At 38.5% G+C, this 24,224-nt stretch carries 28 protein-coding genes; 4 read left to right on the top strand and 24 right to left on the bottom strand.

The genetic code is table 11. The annotated features are described in order from the left end of the window. Window positions 1-16: 16 nt before the first annotated feature. The 3 genes from HJC33_RS12900 to HJC33_RS12890 all read right to left on the bottom strand — a co-directional run bounded on the left by HJC33_RS12900 (window position 17) and on the right by HJC33_RS12890 (window position 2,284). Window positions 17-436 carry an acyl-CoA thioesterase gene (locus HJC33_RS12900; RefSeq protein WP_171659234.1) on the bottom strand — a complete coding sequence of 140 codons (420 nt, stop codon included), beginning with the start codon at window positions 434-436 and terminating at the stop codon, window positions 17-19. Between the two features lie 172 nt (window positions 437-608). Then, window positions 609-1,505, bottom strand: coding sequence for a DUF72 domain-containing protein (locus tag HJC33_RS12895; RefSeq protein WP_171659233.1), 897 nt, complete (start codon window positions 1,503-1,505; stop codon window positions 609-611). A gap of 71 nt (window positions 1,506-1,576) precedes the next feature. Continuing rightward, complete coding sequence (locus tag HJC33_RS12890; protein WP_246245550.1) at window positions 1,577-2,284, bottom strand: 3-keto-disaccharide hydrolase; 708 nt, start codon at window positions 2,282-2,284, stop codon at window positions 1,577-1,579. Window positions 2,285-2,541: 257 nt separating this feature from the next. On the opposite strand from HJC33_RS12890, the gene HJC33_RS12885 reads away from it, so the two are divergent. Beyond that, window positions 2,542-2,967, top strand: coding sequence for a glyoxalase (locus tag HJC33_RS12885; RefSeq protein WP_171659231.1), 426 nt, complete (start codon window positions 2,542-2,544; stop codon window positions 2,965-2,967). Here HJC33_RS12885 and HJC33_RS12880 read toward each other — a convergent pair. Continuing rightward, window positions 2,941-3,621 carry a DUF2461 domain-containing protein gene (locus HJC33_RS12880; RefSeq protein ID WP_272620383.1) on the bottom strand — a complete coding sequence of 227 codons (681 nt, stop codon included), beginning with the start codon at window positions 3,619-3,621 and terminating at the stop codon, window positions 2,941-2,943. The genes HJC33_RS12885 and HJC33_RS12880 overlap by 27 nt on opposite strands. Window positions 3,622-3,716: 95 nt before the next feature. Between HJC33_RS12880 and epsC the strand changes: the two genes are divergently transcribed. Next, complete coding sequence (gene epsC / locus HJC33_RS12875) at window positions 3,717-4,514, top strand: serine O-acetyltransferase EpsC (protein WP_171659229.1); 798 nt, start codon at window positions 3,717-3,719, stop codon at window positions 4,512-4,514. Beyond that, window positions 4,504-5,388: a cysteine synthase CysM gene (gene cysM / locus HJC33_RS12870; RefSeq protein ID WP_171659228.1), complete on the top strand. Its 885-nt coding sequence runs from the start codon at window positions 4,504-4,506 to the stop codon at window positions 5,386-5,388. Before epsC ends, cysM begins: the two co-directional genes overlap by 11 nt. Here cysM and HJC33_RS12865 read toward each other — a convergent pair whose 3' ends face one another. Then, complete coding sequence (locus tag HJC33_RS12865; protein WP_171659227.1) at window positions 5,389-6,186, bottom strand: alpha/beta hydrolase; 798 nt, start codon at window positions 6,184-6,186, stop codon at window positions 5,389-5,391. After that, window positions 6,173-7,048 (bottom strand): alpha/beta hydrolase, encoded by an 876-nt coding sequence (locus HJC33_RS12860; RefSeq protein ID WP_171659226.1) that lies wholly within the window; start codon window positions 7,046-7,048, stop codon window positions 6,173-6,175. The genes HJC33_RS12865 and HJC33_RS12860 overlap by 14 nt, the downstream gene beginning before the upstream one ends. 214 nt (window positions 7,049-7,262) lie before the next feature. On the opposite strand from HJC33_RS12860, the gene HJC33_RS12855 reads away from it, so the two are divergent. After that, window positions 7,263-7,745 carry a hypothetical protein gene (locus tag HJC33_RS12855; RefSeq protein ID WP_171659225.1) on the top strand — a complete coding sequence of 161 codons (483 nt, stop codon included), beginning with the start codon at window positions 7,263-7,265 and terminating at the stop codon, window positions 7,743-7,745. A 16-nt stretch (window positions 7,746-7,761) separates the two neighbouring features. Here the strand turns inward: HJC33_RS12855 and HJC33_RS12850 are convergent, their stop codons facing one another. From HJC33_RS12850 to sucD, 18 genes are all read right to left on the bottom strand, one after another. Continuing rightward, window positions 7,762-9,231 (bottom strand): MoxR family ATPase, encoded by a 1,470-nt coding sequence (locus HJC33_RS12850; RefSeq protein WP_171659224.1) that lies wholly within the window; start codon window positions 9,229-9,231, stop codon window positions 7,762-7,764. A gap of 12 nt (window positions 9,232-9,243) precedes the next feature. Beyond that, window positions 9,244-10,413 (bottom strand): vWA domain-containing protein, encoded by a 1,170-nt coding sequence (locus HJC33_RS12845; protein ID WP_171659223.1) that lies wholly within the window; start codon window positions 10,411-10,413, stop codon window positions 9,244-9,246. 73 nt (window positions 10,414-10,486) lie between these two features. Next, on the bottom strand, window positions 10,487-11,086 hold the full coding sequence (gene hisIE, locus HJC33_RS12840) for a bifunctional phosphoribosyl-AMP cyclohydrolase/phosphoribosyl-ATP diphosphatase HisIE (protein ID WP_171659222.1): 600 nt from the start codon (window positions 11,084-11,086) through the stop codon (window positions 10,487-10,489). Between the two features lie 2 nt (window positions 11,087-11,088). After that, window positions 11,089-11,844: an imidazole glycerol phosphate synthase subunit HisF gene (gene hisF / locus HJC33_RS12835; protein WP_171659221.1), complete on the bottom strand. Its 756-nt coding sequence runs from the start codon at window positions 11,842-11,844 to the stop codon at window positions 11,089-11,091. Between the two features lie 29 nt (window positions 11,845-11,873). Then, the gene (locus HJC33_RS12830; protein ID WP_171659220.1) at window positions 11,874-12,236 is read right to left on the bottom strand and encodes a four helix bundle protein; all 363 of its coding nucleotides are present in this window, start codon (window positions 12,234-12,236) and stop codon (window positions 11,874-11,876) included. Window positions 12,237-12,263: 27 nt separating this feature from the next. Continuing rightward, the gene (locus tag HJC33_RS12825; RefSeq protein ID WP_171659219.1) at window positions 12,264-12,782 is read right to left on the bottom strand and encodes a DinB family protein; all 519 of its coding nucleotides are present in this window, start codon (window positions 12,780-12,782) and stop codon (window positions 12,264-12,266) included. Then, on the bottom strand, window positions 12,775-13,554 hold the full coding sequence (locus HJC33_RS12820) for a 1-(5-phosphoribosyl)-5-[(5-phosphoribosylamino)methylideneamino]imidazole-4-carboxamide isomerase (protein WP_171659218.1): 780 nt from the start codon (window positions 13,552-13,554) through the stop codon (window positions 12,775-12,777). The genes HJC33_RS12825 and HJC33_RS12820 overlap by 8 nt, the downstream gene beginning before the upstream one ends. Before the next feature lies 1 nt (window position 13,555). Beyond that, window positions 13,556-13,972 carry a GNAT family N-acetyltransferase gene (locus HJC33_RS12815; RefSeq protein WP_171659217.1) on the bottom strand — a complete coding sequence of 139 codons (417 nt, stop codon included), beginning with the start codon at window positions 13,970-13,972 and terminating at the stop codon, window positions 13,556-13,558. 1 nt (window position 13,973) lies between these two features. Continuing rightward, entirely contained in the window at window positions 13,974-14,558 is a 585-nt protein-coding gene (hisH, locus tag HJC33_RS12810) for an imidazole glycerol phosphate synthase subunit HisH (RefSeq protein WP_171659216.1), read from the bottom strand. Between the two features lie 93 nt (window positions 14,559-14,651). After that, window positions 14,652-15,788, bottom strand: a complete 1,137-nt coding sequence (hisB, locus tag HJC33_RS12805) for a bifunctional histidinol-phosphatase/imidazoleglycerol-phosphate dehydratase HisB (protein WP_171659215.1) — start codon at window positions 15,786-15,788, stop codon at window positions 14,652-14,654. Continuing rightward, on the bottom strand, window positions 15,788-16,837 hold the full coding sequence (gene hisC / locus HJC33_RS12800) for a histidinol-phosphate transaminase (protein ID WP_171659214.1): 1,050 nt from the start codon (window positions 16,835-16,837) through the stop codon (window positions 15,788-15,790). Before hisC ends, hisB begins: the two co-directional genes overlap by 1 nt. Next, window positions 16,834-18,117, bottom strand: coding sequence for a histidinol dehydrogenase (gene hisD, locus HJC33_RS12795; protein ID WP_171659213.1), 1,284 nt, complete (start codon window positions 18,115-18,117; stop codon window positions 16,834-16,836). Before hisD ends, hisC begins: the two co-directional genes overlap by 4 nt. A 7-nt stretch (window positions 18,118-18,124) precedes the next feature. After that, entirely contained in the window at window positions 18,125-18,544 is a 420-nt protein-coding gene (locus HJC33_RS12790; protein ID WP_171659212.1) for a GNAT family N-acetyltransferase, read from the bottom strand. Then, a complete protein-coding gene (gene hisG / locus HJC33_RS12785; protein WP_171659211.1) occupies window positions 18,544-19,401 on the bottom strand; it encodes an ATP phosphoribosyltransferase in 858 nt (285 codons plus the stop codon). The genes HJC33_RS12790 and hisG overlap by 1 nt, the downstream gene beginning before the upstream one ends. A gap of 202 nt (window positions 19,402-19,603) precedes the next feature. Next, on the bottom strand, window positions 19,604-20,419 hold the full coding sequence (locus tag HJC33_RS12780) for a prohibitin family protein (protein ID WP_171659210.1): 816 nt from the start codon (window positions 20,417-20,419) through the stop codon (window positions 19,604-19,606). 13 nt (window positions 20,420-20,432) lie between these two features. Then, the gene (locus HJC33_RS12775) at window positions 20,433-22,466 is read right to left on the bottom strand and encodes a vWA domain-containing protein (RefSeq protein ID WP_171659209.1); all 2,034 of its coding nucleotides are present in this window, start codon (window positions 22,464-22,466) and stop codon (window positions 20,433-20,435) included. A gap of 5 nt (window positions 22,467-22,471) precedes the next feature. Then, window positions 22,472-23,221: a 3-oxoacyl-[acyl-carrier-protein] reductase gene (gene fabG / locus HJC33_RS12770; protein WP_171659208.1), complete on the bottom strand. Its 750-nt coding sequence runs from the start codon at window positions 23,219-23,221 to the stop codon at window positions 22,472-22,474. A gap of 105 nt (window positions 23,222-23,326) precedes the next feature. Further along, a complete protein-coding gene (sucD, locus tag HJC33_RS12765; protein ID WP_171659207.1) occupies window positions 23,327-24,199 on the bottom strand; it encodes a succinate--CoA ligase subunit alpha in 873 nt (290 codons plus the stop codon). Window positions 24,200-24,224 lie beyond the last annotated feature (25 nt).

Raw genomic sequence — 24,224 nt, 5'->3', positions numbered from 1 at the left:
GTATTTGGAATTGCAACTAGCGTTTTCCTTCTTCTTCCTCCTTTTCTTTTTGGGCCAATCGGTCCTTTACGTACTCAATCTTGGTCTTTCCATGGGCTTTGGGATTCCCTTTATCGTCCAAGTTGACCATTATAATATCATCCACAGTGACAATACTTTCGTGGGTCATTTTATTTCTAACCTCGCAATTAAGAGAAATTGAAGTAACCCCAAACTTGATGACATCTATACCAATTTCAATAACATCACCTTCTACGGCAGTGCTCATAAAATTGATTTCGGACATATATTTGGTCACTACTTTTTTGTTCTCCAACTGTATGATGCTGTATAGTACGGCTTCTTCATCTATCCACGCCAGCACCTTTCCTCCAAACAAGGTTCCGTTGGCATTTAAATCCTCTGGTTTAACCCATTTTCTTGTGTGAAATCTCATCTTGGAATTTTTTAGCAAATAATTTTGGTGCAAAGTTACGTTATATGCGCAATGAAGGTCTCATTTTGAGCTGGTTCTTCATCGAATTATGAAATTAAGATAATTGAACCTTTGAGAGTGCCAAGAATTAAATTTTGGGCAGCTTCAATCAAAAAAGTAGAATTTTACAGCCTCAGAATAACGTATCTTGTGATTTATTAAGAGTTTTGGGTATTACAAGGTCAAAATTCAACTCTTTATTGAGCACATCAATAAAATATGCAGATAACAAGGGGGATTCCAACTCCACATTTTGATGCACAAAAAAATGGATGTTCTCCAATCCCATTGCTTTCCATGCCGATAATCGTTGTACCCAGTCGTCCAAACGCGGATAATCTGATTGATGATTTGCACCAACATATCGAACAAAGGCTTCATTAGTGGTCAATCGCATATGCATAAGGTCCCTCCTACCTGCAGTATCCACCAAAACATTGGTGATACGGTTTTCCTGTAATAAATGATACAGTTCTTGGGCAACTTTTTCATCATTGAACCAATCTGTGTGTCTAAACTCCATGGCCAGAGGAAACTCTTTGGGCCAATATTGGACAAATTTCTCCACTCTGTCCCAATTCTTTGGTCCAAAATTATTGTGCATCTGCAAAAATATGGTACCCAACTTCTCCTTTAGTAAGGAAGTGACTTCCAAGTAACGATCCGCTACTTCATAGACCTTATCGTTAAGCCTTCTCAAATGGCTGACCTCATTGGTCATTTTGGGAAAGAACTTGAATCCTTCTGGTGTTTTGTCCCGCCACTTTTCATATTGTTCTGCAGGAAAGATTCTATAAAAAGTAGCATTCAACTCAATACAATTAAATTGTGTGGAGTAATAAGCCAGTTCATCTTTGGTGCCCCTTGGGTAGAAATTCTTTAAATCTTGTCGGTTCCATTTGGCACAGCCCACAAATGCTTGTGTAATTCCATTGGTTTTTTGTTCGGAGAGCACCACACTAGTATCTGGATGATCTTTTGGGATGGTGAAATCTATATGTTCAGGATGGTCAACTTTTCCGAATTTCATAGGATTAAATTAGTAGGTTATTTTCATCTTTATCCTCTCATAACAAAATTCCATGAAAGGTATTTGATATTTTACAGCTCCCTGATTTTAATATTCCTGAACCAAACATCAAAATACCAGTTTTGCAGCGCTATTTTTCCTGCCGTTGATTTACCAAATTCTGGATGCTTTTTAAATCCGGAAGATGCTACTTTATCTTTCCATGCTGGCGATGTAAAGTCTTCTGTTGACGTAAGGACTCCGTTTAAATAGAACTCAATTTTCCCATTGAGTTGTTTGATTCTGGTGTGGTTCCACTGCCCCCCTTGTTTGGTTGTGGCCTTGTTGGTTTGTGGTGAGAAGCCATATAAACAACCTGATTGTTTCGTTGCCACATCGGAGTCCATATGGTCGGGATCCAACAACTGGTATTCAGGTCCACTTTGCCATGCAGCGGTCAATTCTGGTTTTTCTTGTACATTAATGAAGATGCCACTATTGCCACGACCAGAGATTTTCCAATCTAAAGTCAACTCGTAGTTTTCATAGGCTTTGTCGGTGATCAAATCCCCATGTTTTCTAGTTTCATCCTTAGCATTACAATACAGGATTCCATCATCGACTTTCCAAACCGATGTAGAGTCAGGATAGTTATACAAATGCCAACCATTGAGGGTTTTACCATCAAAAAGTAATTTCCAACCTTGTTTTTCTTCGATTTTGAGCAATTCGTTGTGTTTGGCATTTTCTTGTGCCAATTTTTTTGTTCGCCAGATTTTGGATTCCTTTTTATCGCTCATGTCTTTACAAGCGTATACAGAAAAAATCAAAAACATGTAGCACAAATATTTTAAATACATTGGTATTGGGTATGATTATGTTGATTCTGAATAAAAATACTCAAATTGAATTTCAATCGGATAAGATAAAAGTTAGATTTTAAATCCTTGATCAAATGTCATTTCGATGGGAGATGTTCATAACATCGTTAAAAACTATTGTCGTAGTGAAAATTGCACAATTTTTGATTGTGTAATTTTATTAAAACTCTATGACCATGGATTCACGATCCAAAAGTCTTCTGGACATTCGTCCGGAAGTAAATCAAGCCGTTTTGCATATAAATATGAGTGATGAAGAACGTTTTCAAAACGAAACGTTGCGTCCAGTCATCAAAATGCAAAATCTCTTATTGGTAGAAGCTTTCAAGAATTACGTAAACAAACACAAAGGTGTTTTTTATGAACTTTCACTGGAAAAGCGACTGGAATATATAGAACGAGCCATTCAGAAGGATATTAAATTCCGAAACTCTTTGAAGGGAATGGTAATCGGTCAATTTACCATTGAGGAATATCAAGTTTACATTCAAAATAGTTCTGCGCTGAACAAACGAATGATGAATATGGTTATTGAACGGCTCAAAGACCAAGTACAATTATTGGAAAACGGAATTTTAATCCAAGATAGACTCTCCGTTTAAATTGGTCGTCAAAATATCACTCATCAAATCAAAATAGGGTCTAATGGCCTTAAAGGCATTATCCACTTCAGATAAAAATGAGCTGGATAAGACTTCTTTGTCAGTGAAGTTTTTTACAAAGATGAATTGTTTCTTTTTGATCAAATCAATATCGGGATGTTCTTTGCTAAAACCTTTAGGAGCAGTTTTCACCCCCTCGCCTACTAAATCTCCCCAAGTTTTCTTAAAAGAAGGTTCGTTAATTACATTTCTAAAGTCCGAAGCATCCATTTCAAGTTCTTTTCGAATTCGGAACAAATCCTCTTTATTGGGTTCCCAAAACCCAGTGGCCAAAAAAGATTCTCCTGGTTTAATATGGATATAATAACCTCCCCGTAAATGGGCTCCCAATCTTGAAAATGAGGCAGCCAAATGTGTTTTATAAGGGGTTTTATCTTTGGAGAACCGAACATCCCTATAAATCCGGAACATTTTCATTTTTTCTATCTCATCGTGTTGGTTCAAATGTTCTTGAATGTTCTCGAAAAAGGATTTTACATCAGCCTCATGAGCTTTAAAAGTAGTTTTGTGCTCATGAAACCATTCTTTATTATTGTTTTTAGATAGTTCTTTAAGAAAATCTATAGCACCTTTAGAAATTGTTGAATTGCTCACGGCTTTATGTTGATGTGTTATTTTTAAGCTAAAGTTAGCCATTTATATGAGCGTGTGGTAAGGATTTGGCTAATTTTAAAACATTATTCAACAGCATGGACAAACAAAAAATCATTGCCGAACTACGTAGGCATAAAAAACAACCCTATTTAGACTATAGGTTAAAGCAAGAAACAGAAAGCTTTACCGATTTACTTTTTTACACTTTGTTTGATGTGAACACTCCGGTAGAAGAAAATTTGGATGTTTTGGAGAAGAAGTTCAACAGATTGGTGGATTTGGCTTGTTGGGAGTTGGAAAGACCTTGTACCAAGGTTTGGGAAAACTATGTTGTGTTGTTGCCTCAAATTTTGGAAAAGCTCAATTTGGATGCTGAGGCCATTCTTAGTTGTGATCCTGCTTCATTGTCCATTCAAGAAATTTATATGGCCTACCCTGGATTTTATGCCATTGCTATTTATCGTTTGTCCCATGAGCTTTATGTTCAAGGTTTTCCGTTGGTTCCCCGTTTGATGACAGAATATGCGCATAGACAAACAGGCGTGGATATCAACCCCGGAGCACAAATAGGAAAGTCAATTTTTATTGACCATGCCACTGGCGTAGTCGTTGGTGAAACTGCGGTAATTCATGATAATGTCAAAATTTATCAAGGGGTTACTTTAGGAGCACTTTATGTGGATAAAAACCTGCAAAAGATAAAAAGGCATCCAACCATAATGTCCAATGTTACCATTTATGCCAATGCCACTATTTTGGGAGGAGAAACTGTGATTGGAGAAAACTCTGTAATTGGGGGTAATGCTTGGGTAACTGATTCAGTGCCTGCTAATTCCACCGTTTTTCATACTCCAGAAATTAAAATAAAAACCGCTTCCAGCGATGTCCAATAGCATACTCGATCTTATAGGCAATACTCCTTTAGTGGAATCCAAAGTATTGAACACAAATCCCAATGTAAAACTCTTTTTTAAACTGGAAGGTCAAAATCCAGGAGGTAGTGTCAAAGACAGGCCCGCTCTAAACATGATAAAAAGTGGTTTGGAACGTGGTGAAATCACCAAGGAATCAAAATTAATAGAAGCTACTAGTGGAAATACAGGTATTGCTTTGGCAATGATTGCTGGGATTTATGGGTTGGACATAGAGTTGGTCATGCCAGAAAACTCAACAAAAGAGCGTGTACAAACTATGAGAGCGTATGGTGCAAAGGTAACATTGACCTCTTCTGATGTTGGTATTGAAGGTGCTAGGGACTATGCTGAAGCCAAAGTAAATAACGAAGGCTATCAAATGATCAATCAATTTGCCAACGATGACAATTGGAAAGCCCATTATAAAAGCACAGGCCCTGAGATTTGGAATGACACGGAAGGACAAATCACCCATTTTGTTTCAAGTATGGGTACTACGGGAACCATAATGGGGACATCGACCTTTTTGAAAGAACAAAATCCAGAAATTCAAATTGTTGGGGTTCAGCCAACAGATAACTCAAGAATTCCAGGAATCCGTAAATGGCCCGAAGCGTATTTGCCAAAAATCTTCAATCCTCGTAAAGTTGATACAGTTATGGAAGTCAGTCAACAAGATGCTGAGCAGATGGCCAAAAGGTTGGCTAAAGATGAAGGCATTTTTGCGGGAGTAAGTAGTGGTGGTGCAGCTACTATTGCCTTAAGACTGGCTGCATCCTTACAACAAGGCACTATAGTCTCAATTGTTTGCGATCGTGGCGATAGATATCTTTCGTCCGATTTGTTCGACTAGTTATTGCAAAATAGCTTTTATATTTTTCCAATACGCATCAAAAGTATTGAGATTGTTGTGCTCGCCATTTGTAATGGTAAACATTTTTTTATTGTTATGCGGGATTGATTCAAAGAGTTTTTTCCCTGATTCATACGATACTACTTCATCAGAAGTGCCATGAAAAATATAAATGGGCGTTTTGACTTCTTGGAGAAATTCAAAAGAAGGAATTTTATATTTTAGAAGATATTTTGTGGGTAAAAAAGGAAAACGTTCGTCTGCCACATCTTTTAAACTGTAAAATGGGGTTTCCAAAATCAAGAGTTTACAATTTTTGACAGAAGCCAATTGTGAAGCAATACCAGTTCCCAATGAACGACCATAGATGATAATGGTAGTATGGCCAAAATCTTTCATTGCTTTTTCATAAAGGAGTGATGCATCTTGGTAAAGTGCTTTTTCACTGATTTTTCCCGTACTTTTCCCGTATTTGCGATAATCCATTATCAAAACGTCATATCCTAAATCCGTAAATGGGACAACAATTTCTCCCCACCTGGAAAGATTTCCAGCATTACCGTGGAAATATATGATTAAACCTTTAGGGTTTTCAGCATGAAAATGAAGAGCATTCAATCTTGCACCATCAGTAGTATCCAAAAATAATTCGGTAAACGGTGTTTGAAAAGAATAGCTATAGTCTTGGGGCAATTTTGTAGGTAGAAAAATGAGTTTTTCTTGTAAAAAGTAGAACATAACTGTTATCAGTGCTAAAAAAAATAGGCAGTAAGAGACAATACGTTTAAGCTTTTGCATTCGCTCTTTTTGAAGAATGTCTCACATTGATGCTGGAACCTTCCAAATTCACTTTCTTAGGCCTTGTTGTCATAATTTCTTCCAACATTTTGTGATAAGATTCAAAATTGTTCAGGTTTTTATGCCCCCCGCCAATTACCGTATATAGCTTTGTAAGTTCGGGTTTTATTTTGGATAGTTTCACACTGGTTTTATAAGGAATCAATCGATCATCTGTTCCATGAATAATATGAATGGGGCAATTGACATATTTTAACCATTTATACGTAGGCATCGGGAATTTTATGAGTAGAGAAAGAGGCATAAAGGGAATATATTTTTTGGCAACCTTGCTCAAACTATAATAAGGCGCGTCCAAAATGAGCATTCGCGGATTGTTCATGGAAGCTAACTTGGCAGCAAAACCTGAGCCCATGGAACGCCCGTAGAGAATGATGTATTTTTCGGCCACTTTTTCTTTGATTTTGTTGTACACCACCTGCATGTCCCGTTTTACAGCTTTTTGGGTTCTTCTGCCCGTGCTTTTTCCAAAGCCTCGGTAATCCACCATGATCACATCATAGCCATGCCGGGTGAAATCTACAGCAAATTTGCCCCACCCTTTTATACTTTTGGAATTACCTTTTAGATAAAACACCACTCCTTTAGGGTTTTGGGATTTAAATCGAAGTCCATTGATTATGGCCCCATCCCGAGTTTCAAAATTATATTCCTCAATTGCCTGATTATCATAATAAAATTGAAAGTCCTTGGAAAGCTTCTCAGGTTTGAACAAAAAATAATCCTGAAGAAAATAAAGCAATACACTAATTAGAATGTAAATTCCTATTACAAGCAATACTATGTAAAGCCAATTTGGCATGAGTTCAGCGTTTCATCCAAAATACAAAAAATCCGAAGATGTCAAAGTATGATCATAATAATCAAATAATTAAGTGTGTGGGAATAACCTGAATTCTAACAATTACCTGCTTATCCAACTTTGTTGAGCTTTTATCGAATAGTTAAATAATGAACAAAAAAAAGTTACGTTCTTTGAAGCGAAATATTTAATTCCCAAATCAAATTAAATAGACATGAACCTACTATCTAAAATACTTACCTGGAAATTAAACGGTATAGTTATCTTAATTACTCTTTTGGCTTTGGTTGTATTGAATTTCTATGGAATCTACACCAATAGATTCTATTTCTTCAAACCGGATAATTACATTTTTCCAATTTTAAGCTTGATTCATTTTGTATACCTCTATGTAGTTTGGTTTAAGATTACGGAACAAGAATTGCCCGATCCGAAGATGAGGAATTTGGAATATGGACTATATGCTGTAACGGTGGTCTACCTGTATAAAATTTATGACAGTGTTCAGGTATATGCTTCTTTTTCAGAATATGAGCAACATGTAATTCCACCATCGTTTGAGCCTATTGCTATCGTCACCATTGTATTGTACAGCTTGTTGGCCGTCCTAACTATATTCTCTTTCTGGCAGCGAAAGCAATATGTAGGAGTTTATAATTTTGAGGATTATAACAACAATCTTAATATTTGGCAATAAGTGACGGTACTACGGTCTATAGTCCACTGATATAACTGCCGTACAAATCCTTAAATTGAAACCCTTGAACAAAACGTTGTTTGCTCAGTTTATTGTGGGCAACCAGTCCCCAGAGCAATAATTCTTTCATAAAATAGGAATCTTCTTTTGAAATATCTGATTGGTGTTCGTTCAATAAATCTTGCAATGGACGTACGGAATCCAATTTAGATTTATATTCAGCATCGGTGTCATCATCCAGAAGCTCAAATCCTTCACCATTGAAGAACCAACTTATTACATCGTCGTAAACTGTTTCAGCATCTTTGCGTTGTAGTTTATCAATCTTTGGGAAATAGTTGGGAAACAAAGATTTTATGGCGTCCTCAATGAGCGTTTGGGCCACAAAACCAGCTCCCTCCTGCTCTCCTTCATATACCAATTCAATTTTTCCAGTAATGGATGGGATTACCCCCATAAAATCACTTAACCGTAATGTGGTTTTGGATTCACCCGCGAGCATGGCCCTTCTTTCCGCAGTACTTAGCAAATTTTCAAATGCGGTAATGCTCATACGTGCACTTACGCCACTTTTGGCATCTACATATTCACTATTTCTAGCTTCAAAACTGATTTGCTCCAACAAATCCATGGCAATATTGGGCACATACACGGCATCTGACTGGCGTTGGTCCAATTGAGCCTCTTGTAGGGTTATCTTCTTGGCGATTTCAATACTTTCCGGGTAATGAGTTAAAATTTGAGAACCAATCCTATCTTTTAAAGGGGTTACAATACTCCCACGATTGGTATAATCTTCAGGATTTGCTGTAAACACAAATTGAAGGTCCAGCGGAAGTCTCAATTTAAACCCACGAATTTGAATATCACCCTCTTGCAAAATATTGAAAAGTGCCACTTGAATCCTGGCCTGAAGATCAGGAAGTTCATTGATGACGAAAATACATCTATTGGCTCGGGGGATCATACCGAAATGAATGACCCGGTCATCTGCATACGACAATTTTAGATTGGCAGCCTTAATTGGATCTACATCACCAATTAAATCAGCAACGGTTACATCTGGTGTGGCCAATTTTTCATAGAATCGCTCATTTCTATGAATCCATTTTATTGGAGTTTCATCTCCTTTTTCCTGAATCAATTCCATGGCGAATCTGGAAATTGGGTTCAATGGGTCATCGTGAACTTCAGAACCATCAATAATCGGCATCCATTCATCCAAAAGTTGCACCATCAATCTTGCCAACCGGGTTTTGGCCTGCCCCCGCAATCCTAATAAATTGATATTATGGCGAGATAAAATGGCACGTTCCAATTCTGGTATCACCGAATTTTCATAACCCCAAACACCGTGAAAGGTCTCTTTACCACTAGCTATTTTTCCCAAAAGATTTTCACGCAGCTCATCTTTGATACTTTTACTTTGGTATCCAGCTGCTTTTAAATCTCCAAGTGTCTTTATTTTATTTTGATTCAATTTCATGTTTAAAAATTGCTATCCTTTGATTCGTTTTCTTCTATTTTGTTCGTAATCTTCAAAAATCATTTCCCCCAACCCTTTTAATCCGGTGTACAAAGCTTTTCCCTTGTTGGCCTGAGTAAATTCCCGTACAAATTGCATGAGGTAAGGATCTTGAGCAATCATAAAGGTAGTAATGGGGATATGCAGTTTTCTGGCTTGTTGGGCCATGGCATAACATTTCTCTACAATATAATCATCCAGGCCTACACTATTTTTGTAGTATTCCCCGTTGGGAAGCCTCAAACATGAAGGTTTACCATCGGTGATCATAAAAATTTGTTTATTGGTGTTCCGTTTTCTGCGGAGCATATCCATGGCCAATTGCAACCCTGCAACTGTATTGGTATGATAGGGCCCTACCTTTAGATAGGGCAAATCTTTAATGGGAATGGGCCAAGCATCGTTGCCAAAGACCAAAATATCCAAAGTGTCTTTTGGGTATCGAGTGGTAATCAATTCAGCTAATGCCATGGCTACTTTTTTGGCGGGGGTAATTCGATCCTCACCATATAGAATCATGCTATGGCTGATGTCGATCATCAAAACCGTGCTCATTTGCGCTTTGTGCTGGGTATCTTCCACGACCAAATCATCTTCATTCAAGGAAAATCCATCCAAACCATGGTTGATCTGGGCATTCCGAAGACTTTCCGTCATGGAGATGTGTTCTAAAGAATCTCCAAAACGATATTCCCTAAAATCCCCTGTATGCTCATCTCCTCGCCCTGACTTTCCCGTCCTATGGGTACCAGAACCACTTCTTTTGATTTTGCCAAAGATTTGGTCTAGAGCTCTTTGACGCAGCATCCTTTCCAATTTGGCAGTAATGGAAAATGTTCCATTACCGCTACCATCATCGTCTTCTCCTTCTTCACCTTCGCCAAGTTCTCCATCATCCATATCAAATTCCTCTCGAATAAATCCTTTGGCCTTTAAATCTTCAATAAAGTCATCAATGGTATAATCGTCATCAGTAAGTTCATACTCCTTGTCCAATTCCCGGAGCCAATCCAGTGCTTCTTCCACATCACCAGAAGTATGTGTGATGAGTTCTTGAAAAATCTCGAAGAGTTTTTCGAATGGAGTTTGGTCAGGAGCTTCGTAGGTGGTAAACCGAAACCCTTTTCTTGTGTTCATAGCCATTACATAAAATTAAGGTATTTCCCTGTAAAGGCTGGGCATTTAAAAAAAACTTAACGCTCTTGTTTAAGTTGTGCTATTTGTGCCGCTTTTGTAGTGTTTGTACTATATCCTCCAATTTGAACCCCTTGGCCTGTAGCAAAATCAAATAGTGGAACAATAGATCGGCACTTTCGTTCAAAAACAAGGCATCATCGTTATCTTTTGCCTCAATAACGGTTTCCACAGCTTCCTCCCCTACTTTTTGTGCAATTTTATTGATTCCTTTTCTAAACAAAGAAGCCACATAACTATCTTGGTTTTCAGGATTGCTTTTTCTTGATTCGATTACTTTTTCCAAATCTGAAAGGAACCCATACTCCTGAACATTTTCTTGTGCCCAACACGTATCTGTTCCTGTGTGACACGTTGGGCCAATAGGATTCACGGAAATCAATAAAGCATCACTGTCACAATCACTTTTAATGTCGATCAATTCCAAAAAGTTGCCGCTTTCCTCTCCTTTGGTCCATAAGCGGTTCTTAGATCGACTAAAAAATGTCACTTTTTTGGTTTGTTGCGTAACATTCAATGCCTCTTGGTTCATATAACCCAACATCAAAACAGTTTTGGTCTTTGCATCTTGAATAATGGCAGGAACAAGTCCATCCGTATTTTTCGAAAAATCTACTTTCATGGTTACAGTCTTACAGGAATTCCTTCCTTTTTCAATTCTTTTTTCAAATAATTTATTTCTATTTCCTTAAAGTGGAACACACTGGCCGCAAGAGCGGCATCAGCTTTTCCTTCTTTAAAGGTATCCGTAAAGTGCGCTACAGCTCCAGCTCCCCCAGAAGCAATAATGGGAATATTGACCATTTGTGACAATTGGGCCAAAGCAGTATTGGCAAACCCATTTTTGGTGCCATCATGATCCATGGAGGTGAACAATATTTCACCTGCACCTCGTTTTTCAACTTCCAAGGCCCATTCAAATAAATCGATTTCCGTAGGAACCTTTCCACCTACCAAATGTACTTTCCATTGTCCATCAATCTGTTTGGCATCAATGGCCACTACAATACATTGGGAACCGAACTTGGCCACGAGCTCATTGATCAATTCTGGTCTTTTTACCGCTGAAGAGTTGATGGACACCTTGTCTGCACCATTTTTCAGTAAAATTTCAACATCCTCCACGGAGGATATTCCACCTCCCACTGTAAATGGAATATTAATGGTCTCCGCCACGTGATAGACCAATTCTGCCAAGGTCTTTCTTTTTTCCTCCGTTGCGGAAATGTCCAAAAAGACCAGTTCGTCCGCTCCCTCTTCAGCATAGATTGATGCCAGTTCTACCGGGTCTCCTGCATCACGAAGGTCTACAAAGTTTACGCCTTTTACGGTCCTTCCATCTTTGATGTCCAAACAGGGTATGATTCGTTTTGTTAACATAAATTGAATTTAGAGTTTAGAATGACGAACTATGATTTTGATTGATAGACCCTTTTACGAACTGTATTGATTGAACTAACCGTTATGGCTAGAAGTTCATTGGCTTCACTCCATAAGTTTTGAATAATCTCTTGATGTTTCACTTCAGTCTTTTTCAACATTTCCAACCAAAACATACTTTCATCCACTTCTTCCTCCACTATTTTCAACTTATTGATGAAATCCTTATCCGATTTAGCTCTGCAACCTGCTCTATAATTTGCACCGACAGAACTTGAACTTCTGATCAGTTGTCTCACCCAAGCATCATATTCCCTAGATTTTGGGAAATTTTTACAAAGAGACCAGCAATTAAAGGCAAAGTCTTGGGTACGTTTTTTTAAGTTACTCATCCCTATATATTCTACATTCTAAAATCGTCATTCATCATTTAGTGTATTTAAATCAACTCCATCATAAAAACCTAAATCCGAATTGTTCAATATTTTGGTCCATAATGCAATCTGTCCCGTATGGTAGGACAAATGTTCTGTTACATGGATGATGTTTCCAATACCAGAGAATTCAAACCCTTGTACGGAACGTTTACGAAGTAATTCCTCCAAAGGAGTTTCAACAAAGGCATTTTTGGCTTCTGTGATGGTATCATTTAATTTTTGAAGCAATTCATCTTTGTTGTATCCAGAGGATGCTGAAAATTCTTCATCCCTTTTTCGGTCATCGTCCAAATTCCGAAGTGAAGCGATTCCGTACTGGGTGATGTTGCCACACAGGTGCAAAATCAAGTTTCCAATGCTATTAGTGGATTCGTTAGGTTTTTGCCAAACTACTTTTTCGGGGAGTTTATCCAAACATATCTTGATCATACGAAGACTCTCTTCCATACGGTAGGCAGCATTTCCAATCAATTCTTTTAAGAGTTGTTCTTGCTTATCCATTTCCCAATATATAGTTTTCAAGCTGCTTTAAACTGATTCTGTTCTCATAAATCGCCTTTCCAATAATGACCCCTTCGCATCCAATTTCTGCAAGTCTGGGAAACTCATCAAAAGTTGAAATACCACCACTTGCAATAAGATTCACACCTATCACCTGTTTATCTTCTACACCACTTCCAGAAATGGTGGTTTTCCATTGCATGGTTTTGTCCAGAATCTTTCGATATAGATCAAAAGAAGGGCCTTGTAACATACCATCTTTGCTGATATCGGTACAGATGATATATTGTATTCCTTTTTGTTGATAGGTCTGAATAAAAGGCAACAATGCTTTATCTGATTCTTCCTGCCATCCGGAAACGGCCACTTTTTCATTGTTGGCATCTGCTCCAAGTATTATTTTTTCAGAGCCATACGTTTCCAACCATCCTAAAAAAGTCTCTTCATCCTTAACTGCAATGCTACCTCCTGTAATTTGATTTGCGCCACTTTCAAAAGCAATATGTAAATCTTCGTTGGTTTTCAATCCACCACCAAAATCAATCTTCAAGTTAGTTTTGGAAGCTATGTTTTCCAACACGTTATGGTTGACAATATGTTTTGATTTTGCTCCATCCAAATCTACCAAATGCAAGTATTGAATTCCGTGGGCCTCAAACTCCTTGGCCACCTCAAGCGGGTCTTCATTATATACTTTTTTGGTGTTGTAATCGCCTTTGGAGAGCCTTACACACTTCCCTTCAATAATATCAATAGCTGGAATCACTCTCATGTTAATCGTATTTTGCTTTGTCCAACGCCATCCACATATCAGAATTGCCTACTTTATGAAACCCAAAGGGTTTATACAAACCGTGAGCATCTTTTGTCTTTAGTGCTACGGTTTGTACATTTTTGATTTCTGGCAGGTTCAAAATATGCTGCACAAATTTTTTTCCAAGACCTTTCCCTTTGTAAGGTTCAAAAATGATCACGTCCATGATATAGGCAAAAACCACTTTATCGGTCAATACCCTGGCGAATCCCAATTGTTCTTCTTCTTTGGAATAGATACCAAAGCATATGGAATTTTCAATGGTCTTAACGGTCATTTCTTCAGTTCTATAACCTCCCCAATAGCTGTTTTTAATCTCTTGGTGAATTTTTGCAACATCCAACCTGTTTTTATCCGTGGAAATATCAAAATCCATATCAACAAAGGGTTAAAAAGTTTTTTAAAATGTCACTCCCCACCTCGCTACTCTTTTCTGGGTGGAACTGCACCCCATAAAAATTGTCTTTCTGTAGTGCTGCACTATAGCTCAATCCATACTCGGAAATGGCAATGGTCTCCTTTCCCAAAGGGGCATAAAAGCTGTGTACCAAATAGATGTGGGATTTATCGGGTATTGTTTGGAACAAGTTGGAATTTAGCCCTGAAATTTGGTTCCAACCAATTTGCGGCACTTTCACAGTGTTGGGGAACTTCACCACGTCCAAATCAAAAATACCAAGACCTTGGGTATGGCCTTCCTCTGATGAATTGCACATGAGCTGCATGCCCAGACAAATCCCCAAAACAGGCTGTTTTAGCTTAGGAATCAACTTGTCAAGTCCGGTTACCCTTAATTTTTTCATGGCCGAACTTGCTTCGCCCACCCCGGGAAAAATGACCTTGTCCGCATTCTGGATTTCCTCGACATCATGACTTAAACTTGCTTCAAACCCCAACCGTTTTATGGCAAACTTGATGCTTTGGATGTTTCCAGCTCCGTAATCAATAATTATAATATTCATTTTAAGTCCATTTGTCATTTCGAACGAAGTGAGAAATCTAGATTTCTATGTCCATTTTGACTGCGCTCAATATGACATTTACAATGATTTTATTTATAACATTCCTTTTGTTGAGGGTAATACCATTTTCTCCGTATCCCTTTTCACCGCCATTTTGATGGATTTTGCAAAGGCCTTGAAAATAGCCTCAATTTTATGGTGCTCATTGGTCCCTTCGGCCTTGATGTTCAAATTGGCTTTTGCACCATCTGAAAACGATTTGAAGAAGTGTAGAAACATTTCAGTCGGCATGTCCCCAACTTTTTCTCTTTTGAATTCAGCGTCCCATACTAACCAGTTCCTCCCCCCAAAATCCAGTGCCACTTGTGCCAAGCAGTCATCCATGGGCAAACAAAACCCGTAGCGCTCAATCCCCAATTTATTCCCAAGAGCCTTGGAAAATACCTCACCCAATGCAATGGCCGTATCCTCTATGGTGTGATGCTCATCAACCTCAAGATCACCATCAACCTTTATTTCCAAATCCATTTGGCCATGCCGTGCCAATTGGTCCAACATATGGTCAAAAAAGGCCAAACCTGTGCTGATTGTGCTTTTCCCTGTTCCATCCAAATTCAATTTAATTTGGATATCAGTTTCGTTGGTTTTTCTTGCGATTTCCGCCACCCGATTTTCCAACTTCAAAAACGCATAGATTTTCTCCCAATCGTTGTTTTCCAGAGCGATAAACGCATCCAATTCTTCTCTTTTGACCGTAATCTCCGATGTTCCCAAATGGGTTTCATCATTGATGAAAATTCCTTTGGAACCCAAGTTTTTGGCCAATTCCATATCGGTCAACCGATCTCCTATCACAAAGGAGTTTTCCAGATCATATTCTCCTGAAAAGTAGCCCGTGAGCATTCCTGTTCCCGGTTTACGGGTATCTGCATTGTCATTGGGGAATGTACGGTCAATGAAAACCTGGTCAAATACCACCCCTTCATTTTCAAAACTTTTCAGAATGAAATCATGCACAGGCCAAAAGGTATCCTCTGGAAAAATGTCGGTGCCCAGACCATCTTGATTGGTTATCATGACCAATTCATAATCCAGTTCCTTGGCTATTTTCCCTAAAAAGGTAAAGGCCTTGGGATAGAACGACACCTTTTCAAAAGCATCTATCTGCTCATCTGAAGTCTCTTTGATGATAGTTCCATCGCGATCAATAAAAAGTACTTTTTTGCCCATTATTTTAATTCTTTGAGAATAGCTATTAATTTTTTGTTTTCCTCTGGAGTCCCTACGGTAAATCGCAATGTGTTTTCACAGTGAGGCTGGCTTCCCCTGTTCCTTACCACTACGCCCTGTTGCAGTAATTGTTGATAACGCTTATCGGCATTATCTACTTTTGCCAGTACAAAATTGGCCTGCGTAGGATACGTTTGCAGCACAAAATTAAATTCTTCCAACGCCTTGATCAAAGTAGCACGTTCTTGTAAAATGGATTGCACTTCATTTTGGACCGATTCAATATCCAGAACCCTTTCCAAAGCTTTTCCCTGGGTCAACTGATTGACATTATAGGGTGGTTTGATCTTGTTCAAGATAGTAATGATCGCTTCCGAAGCACAACAAATGCCCAAACGAATACCGGCCATGCCATAGGCTTTTGACAAAGTTTGGGTAATAATCAGGTTTGGATACACCTTTAAGCTAGACACCCAACTTTCCTCATTTGAAAAATCGATGTAAGCCTCATCAATAACTACCAAACCGTTGAAGGATTCCAAGAGCGTCCGAATATTCTTTTTTTCAAAAATGTTCCCCGTGGGATTATTGGGAGAGCATATAAAGATCAACTTGGTGCTTTCATCAACCGCATCTAAAATTTTGGTCGTATCCAAACCAAATTCCGTTGTCAAAAGCACCTCCCTGTTTTCCACCGCATTGATGCCAGCCAATACCTTGTACATGCCATAGGTGGGCGGTAAAGTGATGATATTGTCCTGATTGGGTTCGCAAAATGCCCTGAAAATAAGATCTAGGACTTCATCGCTACCATTTCCCAATAACATTTGGTTTTCCAAAACTCCCTTTTGTTGGGCAAGAATACTTTTTAGGCTTCGTTGTTGAGGGTCTGGATACCGATTGACACCATTTTCAAATGGGTTTTCATTGGCATCCAAGAAAATCATTTGTGAACCATCTGAAACATATTCATCCCGAGCGGAAGAATAGGGTTTCAAACCGATTACGGATTTTCTAACAATTGTATTTATATCGAATACTTTTGTCATTCTTCGCTATTTAACCGTAACGTTACCGCATTTTTGTGCGCCTGTAATCCTTCAGCTTCCGCCATGATTTCAACCGCCCTTCCAATTCCTTGGATGCCTTCCTTGGTTATCTTTTGGAAAGTCATGCTCTTCATGAAACTATCCAGATTGACTCCACTGTATTGCTTGGCATAGCCATTGGTAGGTAAGGTATGATTGGTGCCTGAAGCATAATCCCCAGCACTTTCTGGAGTATAATTTCCAATGAAAACTGAGCCTGCATTTTCAATGTTTTCCAGATAATAGTCATCATTGGTAACACAAACTATATAGTGTTCTGGGCCATATTGATTGATCAGATTTACTGCGGTCTTATCATCTTTAACCAAAATCAACTTGCTGTTAGCAATGGATTTTTCGGCGATTTCAACTCTTGGAAGAGCTTTTAGTTGTGTTTCAACTTCTTTTTCCACAGCATTGATCATGGCCTCAGAGGTAGAGACCAAAATCACTTGACTATCGGTTCCATGTTCTGCCTGACTTAATAAATCTGAGGCCACAAAAGCAGGATTGGCAGTATCGTCTGCTGCTACGAGCAATTCACTGGGCCCGGCCGGCATATCAATGGCAACTCCATATTTGGTGGCCAATTGCTTTGCAACCGTGACATATTGGTTTCCTGGCCCGAAGATTTTATACACTTTTGGAATGGATTCCGTGCCAAAGGTCATGGCTGCTATGGCCTGAATTCCACCGACTTTATAAATTTGGTTCACTCCACAAAGCTGTGCCGTGTACAAAATAGCCGGATTAACTTCTCCTTTTTCATTAGGAGGGGTACAAAGCACCACTTCTTTGCATCCTGCAATCTGAGCGGGAACGGCCAACATTAATATGGTAGAAAACAATGGGGCCGTACCTCCGGGAATGTATAAACCTACTTTTTGAATGGGCCTTTTTTCTTGCCAGCACAATACTCCGGGCAAGGTTTCCACTTCGACTTTTGTTGTTTTTTGGGCAGCATGGAATTTCTGAATATTGGATTTTGCCAAAGTGATGGCTTCCTTCAGTTCTTTGGAAATTTGCTCCGTAGCTCTGCTGATTTCCTCTTCTTCTACCTCAAAATCATTCAGTTCCACACCATCGAATTGCTTAGTGTATTTTTTAACGATACCATCTCCGCTACGCTGTACTTCAGAAAAAATACGACTAACAATATCTTCAATATCAGCTACGGTTTGAGTAGGTCGTTCCAAGAGCTTTTCCCAATCTTCTCTCTTTGGATATATTACTTTCTTCATGACTCTTTCAAAATTTCTTTTGATAGTGATATCCCACAAGTTTGTATCCTTGTTTTTCCCAAAATCTGCGTCCAGCTTTGTTATCCACATAGCAGTTCAATTCGGTTCCATTACATCCAATGGACTTTGCATAATTGAAAATCCATTCCATCATCAAATTACCGATTCCCTGACCTTGATATGCGTTGGAAATGTAAACGTTGTCCGGTTCAACATGTTTCCCGATATAATATTTGGTCAACACCCATAATCCAGAAATACCAATCAATTTATTCCCATCAAAAACGCCCACGCATTGGTATCCATTTTGAAACATCATGGTCAATCGCTCTTGTAATGTTTCTTCGGTGATTGTTGGATCCAACTTTTTTAAAAATGGAACTATACTATCCTTTTCTTCCTGTTTTAAAAATCTGATATCAAACATTAGAGCACCATTTTTTCTATAGGACAGACTAGAATTCCTTCTGCACCAGCAGCTTTCAATTCATCAATCACCTCCCAAAAAGAGTTGCTCTTGATCACGGAATGCACCGAGCTCCAACCTTCTTCAGCGAGCGGTAAAACTGTGGGGCTTCGCATTCCTGGTAAAATGGATATAATTTTTTCCAGCTTATCATTGGGAGCGTTCAAAAGCACATATTTATTTTGTCTTCCTTCAAGTACCGATTGTATCCTGAACTGAATTTTTTTGAGAATTTCTTTCCGCTCTTCGGATATTTTAGGGGAGACCGCCAATACCGCCTCACTCTTTAAAATAACTTCAACCTCCTTTAAATTGTTTTTGAAAAGTGTACTACCGCTGGAAACAATATCGCAAATGCCATCGGCCAAACCTATATTGGGAGCAATTTCAACGGAACCGTTAATAATATGGATGTCCACGTTTACTCCTTTGGAATCCAAATAGTCTTTTACCGTATTGGGATAGGAAGTAGCGATTCTTTTCCCTTCAAAATCCTGCACGGACTGGTATTCCATGGTCTTGGGTACGGCCAAGGAGACTCGACACTTTGAAAAATTCAATTTTTCAGCAATGGCAATACCCTTTCCTTTTTCAATCAAAACATTCTCACCAATAATGGCAATATCCACTACCCCATCTTTGAGATACTGCGGAATATCTCCATTTCTTAAATAAAAAACCTCTAAGGGAAAGTTTCTGGCCGTCGCCTTGAGTTGGTCTTTTCCATTATCGATTGAAATACCACAATCCTTAAGAATTTTTAAGGAGTCTTCATTCAATCTTCCACTTTTCTGTACAGCAATTCTAATTTTTGTCATCTTGTTATCAAGTTTTGTTTGGAAACCCAACAGGTCTGAAAAACAAAACCCGTTTGATTTCTCAAACGGGTTAGAATATATTTTACAAACAACAATACATCTCTATCTCGCTTGAGGGCAAGTATAAAAATGATGATGTGTGTTCTTATTTCTCATTACAGCATCAAATGTAGAATATATTTTTATATCAAAAAAGGGTTATTTAGTTATTTCCCAAAATTAAGGGCAGGCCATCATCTCCAGATCCCACCACAACCACTTTGGAATTGGGTGATTGGGCCAATTTAAGCGTAGCTTCAATTCCTTTGTCTTGAAGAATCTTATCTGTAAGGGAAGCACTTAATATTTTGTTGGCATCTGCCTTACCTTGGGCTTCAATACGTTGTCTTTCTGCTTCTTTTTGGGCGGTGACCAATCTAAATTCATATTCCAAAGATTCCTGTTCTTGTTTCAATTTCCGCTCTATGGCCTCTTTTATGGTAGGTGGCAAGGTGACATCCCTTACCAAAATCTCATCCAAAACAATGTATTGGTTGTCCACAATTTTCTTGGTCTCTTCAAAAATCTCCTGTTGGATCGCGTCCCTTTTACTGGAATAGAGCTGTTCTGGCGTATATCTTCCCACTACACTACGGGCGGCAGATCGTATTGTGGGTAGGATGATACGCTGTAGATAGTTCTCCCCGATTTCTTGGTGCAATTTCCCCAATTCGTTATAACTTGGTTGGTACCAAGCGGAAGCATCCAATTGAATATCCAATCCGTTTGATGACAATACTTTCATTTTTTCAAAAATCTCTTGTCTCCTTACTTCATAAATATAGACCCTATTCCAAGGGGCCACAAGGTGAAATCCTTCATCTAATGGTGGTTTTTCGGTTACAACACCACCACCAAAAGTTTTATAAAGCACACCAGCCTCACCAGAGCCAATGGTAACTGCTGATTTTGAAATAATAATAATTAGAAAAATAATGACTGCAATTGCGGGCAGTGCAATTTTTGGTAATCTATCCATTTTAAAGTTTGTTTTATATTAATCCGTTGTATTTTCTGATAAACCATTCTAAGGAAAGTGCCAAGGCAATCAATCCGAGCAGTAATCGAAAATCAATTAAAGATACGACATTTTCAGTGCTCTTTTGAACGGGGCGGTATTGTTCTGAAGTTGTTAAATAGGTTATCAATTCGTCAATAGATTCAGGTACATATACAGTACCCGTGGTGTTGTCTGCCAATTTTTTAAGTTTATTATAATTGGAGGATAGCAATTGCTTTTCAGGATTAAAATCAAGTATTTTAAATGTTCCAGAACGTTGCAACCCCTTTTCACTTACGGTAACGGTAAAAACATATTCTCCAGCATCCAAATCACTAAGGTCAACTTCATGGTAATTGCCTTTCAGCAACATTGGAGACTCCCTGACAAAGTCATTATTTTTACCTTGAACTGATATTGTGAGCGTTGCATCAGAGTCAAACTGAAAGCTTTCATCAAAATACTCAGCTCTAATTTTTGCAAGTCCAGCGTTTTCAAATACTCTTTCAAAGTCTACATCCAATCGGGCTCTCTTGCTATCAGCAGTAAGGTATACCATTAGCTTTCCTATAAAATCATCAAAAGATTGAAAGCTTTGGTTGTTGCGATATGTTTGCGCCCGCCATTTCCAGATGTTTTCTCCGAACAAAACAGCGCCTTTTTGTTGTTTTGAAGTCAAAATGGTAAAAAGCGGGGCATCTAAATCTACGCCACGAATGCGCTGTGAAATAATAGTTTCTGAACTTTCTTTTATTTCAATATCGCCTAAAGTACTTTCCAATGGAGGAAAATCGTCCGTTTCAAAATCCCCCAGGCCATAAATTCCAAATGCTTTATTGAGATTAGGAAGGATTTCTTCCGTTTGATTAACATTTTCCTTAAAAAAACTGTTTTGAGCTTGATTCAAAAAGTACCAGTCGGTTGCTGTGCCAGCAATGGTAAAGGAACTTGCTTTTGACTGTGCTAAATACTCATAAAAGATCTTGAAATTTCTATTGGGCTGGTATAAAATGAAGATGTCGAAATCTTCTGGGTTACTTAATTCATTAGGTTTTACAACTTCTACTGACCGTTGTTCATTCGCTTCAATGGATTTTTTCAAGGCCCCAATATCTGGATGGAGCATATCAGCTACAATGGCGACATTTGTTTTTTCATCGATTACCTCTATGGCGGTCTCTTTGTTATTGTTGATTACATTACGTTCATTATCCAACGGTTCTACACTAACATTAATGGATTTATAACCAATGCTTTTGGCTTCTACCAAAATATGAAGTGTTTGACTATTGTTATTAGAATCAAAATCCAATCGCTGTCTATGCACAAGATTTTGGTCTAAAGTTATAGTTACGGTTTTGGCTACTGATTCTTTTCCGGTGTAAACGATATTGGTTTCAATGGGAAACTTATTTCCTAAAAAGGCATAAGTGTTTGTATTGATGAGATGGATTGAAATATCATCATAAGAGGTTGTGTCCCCAATAACAATAGGATTGACTGCCATGTTTTTTCCAAGATTGACAAAGGAGTAATCTCGACCCAAGGTTTGATTTCCATCTGTAACCAGCACAATGGCATTGTTTTCACTACCTACATAAATTTCATCGATTGTGGACAGCGCACTATAAATATCCGTATTACTTTGATTAAATTTTAGAGAGTCCAATGTCTGTATTGATGTCCCAAAAGCATAAGAATTGATGGAATACTTTTGTTGTATTTCGTTATCTCCAACAATTTTAGTTATGATTTCATCAACAGACCTACCATTTGAGGGTTCTGACATAGATTCAGAATCATCTATCAATAAAATTAGATTAGCCTTTTCAAGAAAATAATCGTGTTTAACGAATTTTGGATTGATCAATAACAACAATCCGCAAAAAAACGCAATGAACCGTAAAAAAGCAAGATAGATTCTGAGTGAACCTTTTTTTGGGTTTTTATAAAAGTATTGATAGAAAACTATGATTAGCGCGGCAATCGCTGCAAGAACAATAAGGAGTACCGTGCGTATTTCCATTCAGTTTATGTTAACATGCCACCGTCCACGTTAAGTACTTGTCCGGTAACATAAGCTGATAGGTCAGAACCCAAGAATAAGCAAGCATTTGCCACATCTTCTGGACTTCCGCCTCTTTTTAGTGGGATGGCATCTCTCCATCCTTGAACTGTCTTTTCATCTAATTTTTCGGTCATTTCTGTTTCGATGAAACCAGGTGCAATAGCATTACATCTAATATTTCTGGAACCAAGTTCCAAAGCAACAGATTTGGTAAACCCAATCATTCCAGCTTTGGATGCAGCATAATTGGTCTGACCAGCATTTCCTTTGACTCCAACTACACTGCTCATATTAATGATTGATCCTTTGCGTTGTTTTAGCATGGTTCTTTGCACAGCTTTTGTCATATTGAAGACCGATTTTAAGTTGATTTCGATGACTTTGTCAAAATCTTCCTCTCCCATCCGCATTAGCAAATTGTCCTTGGTAATTCCTGCGTTGTTGATCAAAACATCAATGACCCCATCAAAATCCTCTAAAACTTGTTTTACCAATGCTTCAGATTCAGCAAAGCTGGCAGCATTGCTTTTGTAAGCTTTTGCCTTAACACCCATGGCTTGCAATTCTTTTTCCAGTTCCAATGCAGGAGCTTCACTAGAACTATAAGTGAAAGCTACATTTGCCCCATTTTGACCAAATACTTGAGCTATTCCTTTTCCAATTCCTCTACTTGCTCCAGTGATGATTACATTCTTGCCTTCTAACAATTTCATAGTTGGTTTGTTTGGATGGTTATCCATCAAATATAGAGTTGTTTTATGTTTTGAGTAAAAAAAATCCCGTTTTTGCACGGGATTTAGAATAGTTTTAACGGTTGGTTACCCAACTACCTCTTTTACTTTAGCACCAATTTCTGCCGGGGAATCCACTACGTGGATACCACATTCAGCCATGATGCGCTTTTTGGCCTGGGCAGTATCATCGCTACCACCTACAATAGCACCAGCATGCCCCATGGTTCTACCTGCAGGAGCAGTTTCACCGGCAATGAAACCTACAATTGGTTTTGTGCTACCACTTTCTTTGTACCATTTGGCAGCATCACCTTCCAACTGACCTCCAATTTCACCAATCATTACAACACATTCAGTTTCTGGGTCATTGATCAATAACTCTACAGCTTCTTTTGTTGTTGTACCGATAATAGGATCTCCACCAATTCCAATAGCTGTTGTAATGCCCAATCCTTGACGTACTACTTGATCAGCCGCCTCATAAGTAAGGGTTCCAGATTTGGACACAATTCCAATATTCCCTTTTTTGAAGACAAATCCGGGCATGATACCCACTTTGGCTTCCCCGGGAGTGATTACCCCTGGACAGTTGGGCCCGACCAATGTGCAGTCCATATCTTTTATATAGTCATTCGCTTTCACCATATCGGCTACAGGAATGCCTTCTGTAATAGTAATTATAACTTTAATTCCAGCACTAGCAGCCTCCATAATGGCATCTGCAGCAAATGCCGGTGGAACAAAAATGATCGTTGTATCCGCTCCAACTTGATTAACAGCTTCTTCTACAGTATTAAAAACAGGTTTGCCCAGGTGTTCTTGACCACCTTTACCAGGAGTTACACCACCAACAACATTAGTTCCATATTCAATCATTTGGCTTGCATGGAACGTACCTTCGCTTCCGGTAAAACCTTGTACAATTATTTTTGAATCTTTGTTTACTAAGACGCTCATATGTTAAAGTTAATTAGGTGCAAAA

Source organism: Flagellimonas amphidinii (assembly GCF_013090115.1).
Taxonomy (GTDB): domain Bacteria; phylum Bacteroidota; class Bacteroidia; order Flavobacteriales; family Flavobacteriaceae; genus Flagellimonas; species Flagellimonas amphidinii.
Note: the sequence above shows the minus strand (reverse complement) of the source record. Positions and strands in the feature narration are given on the sequence as shown.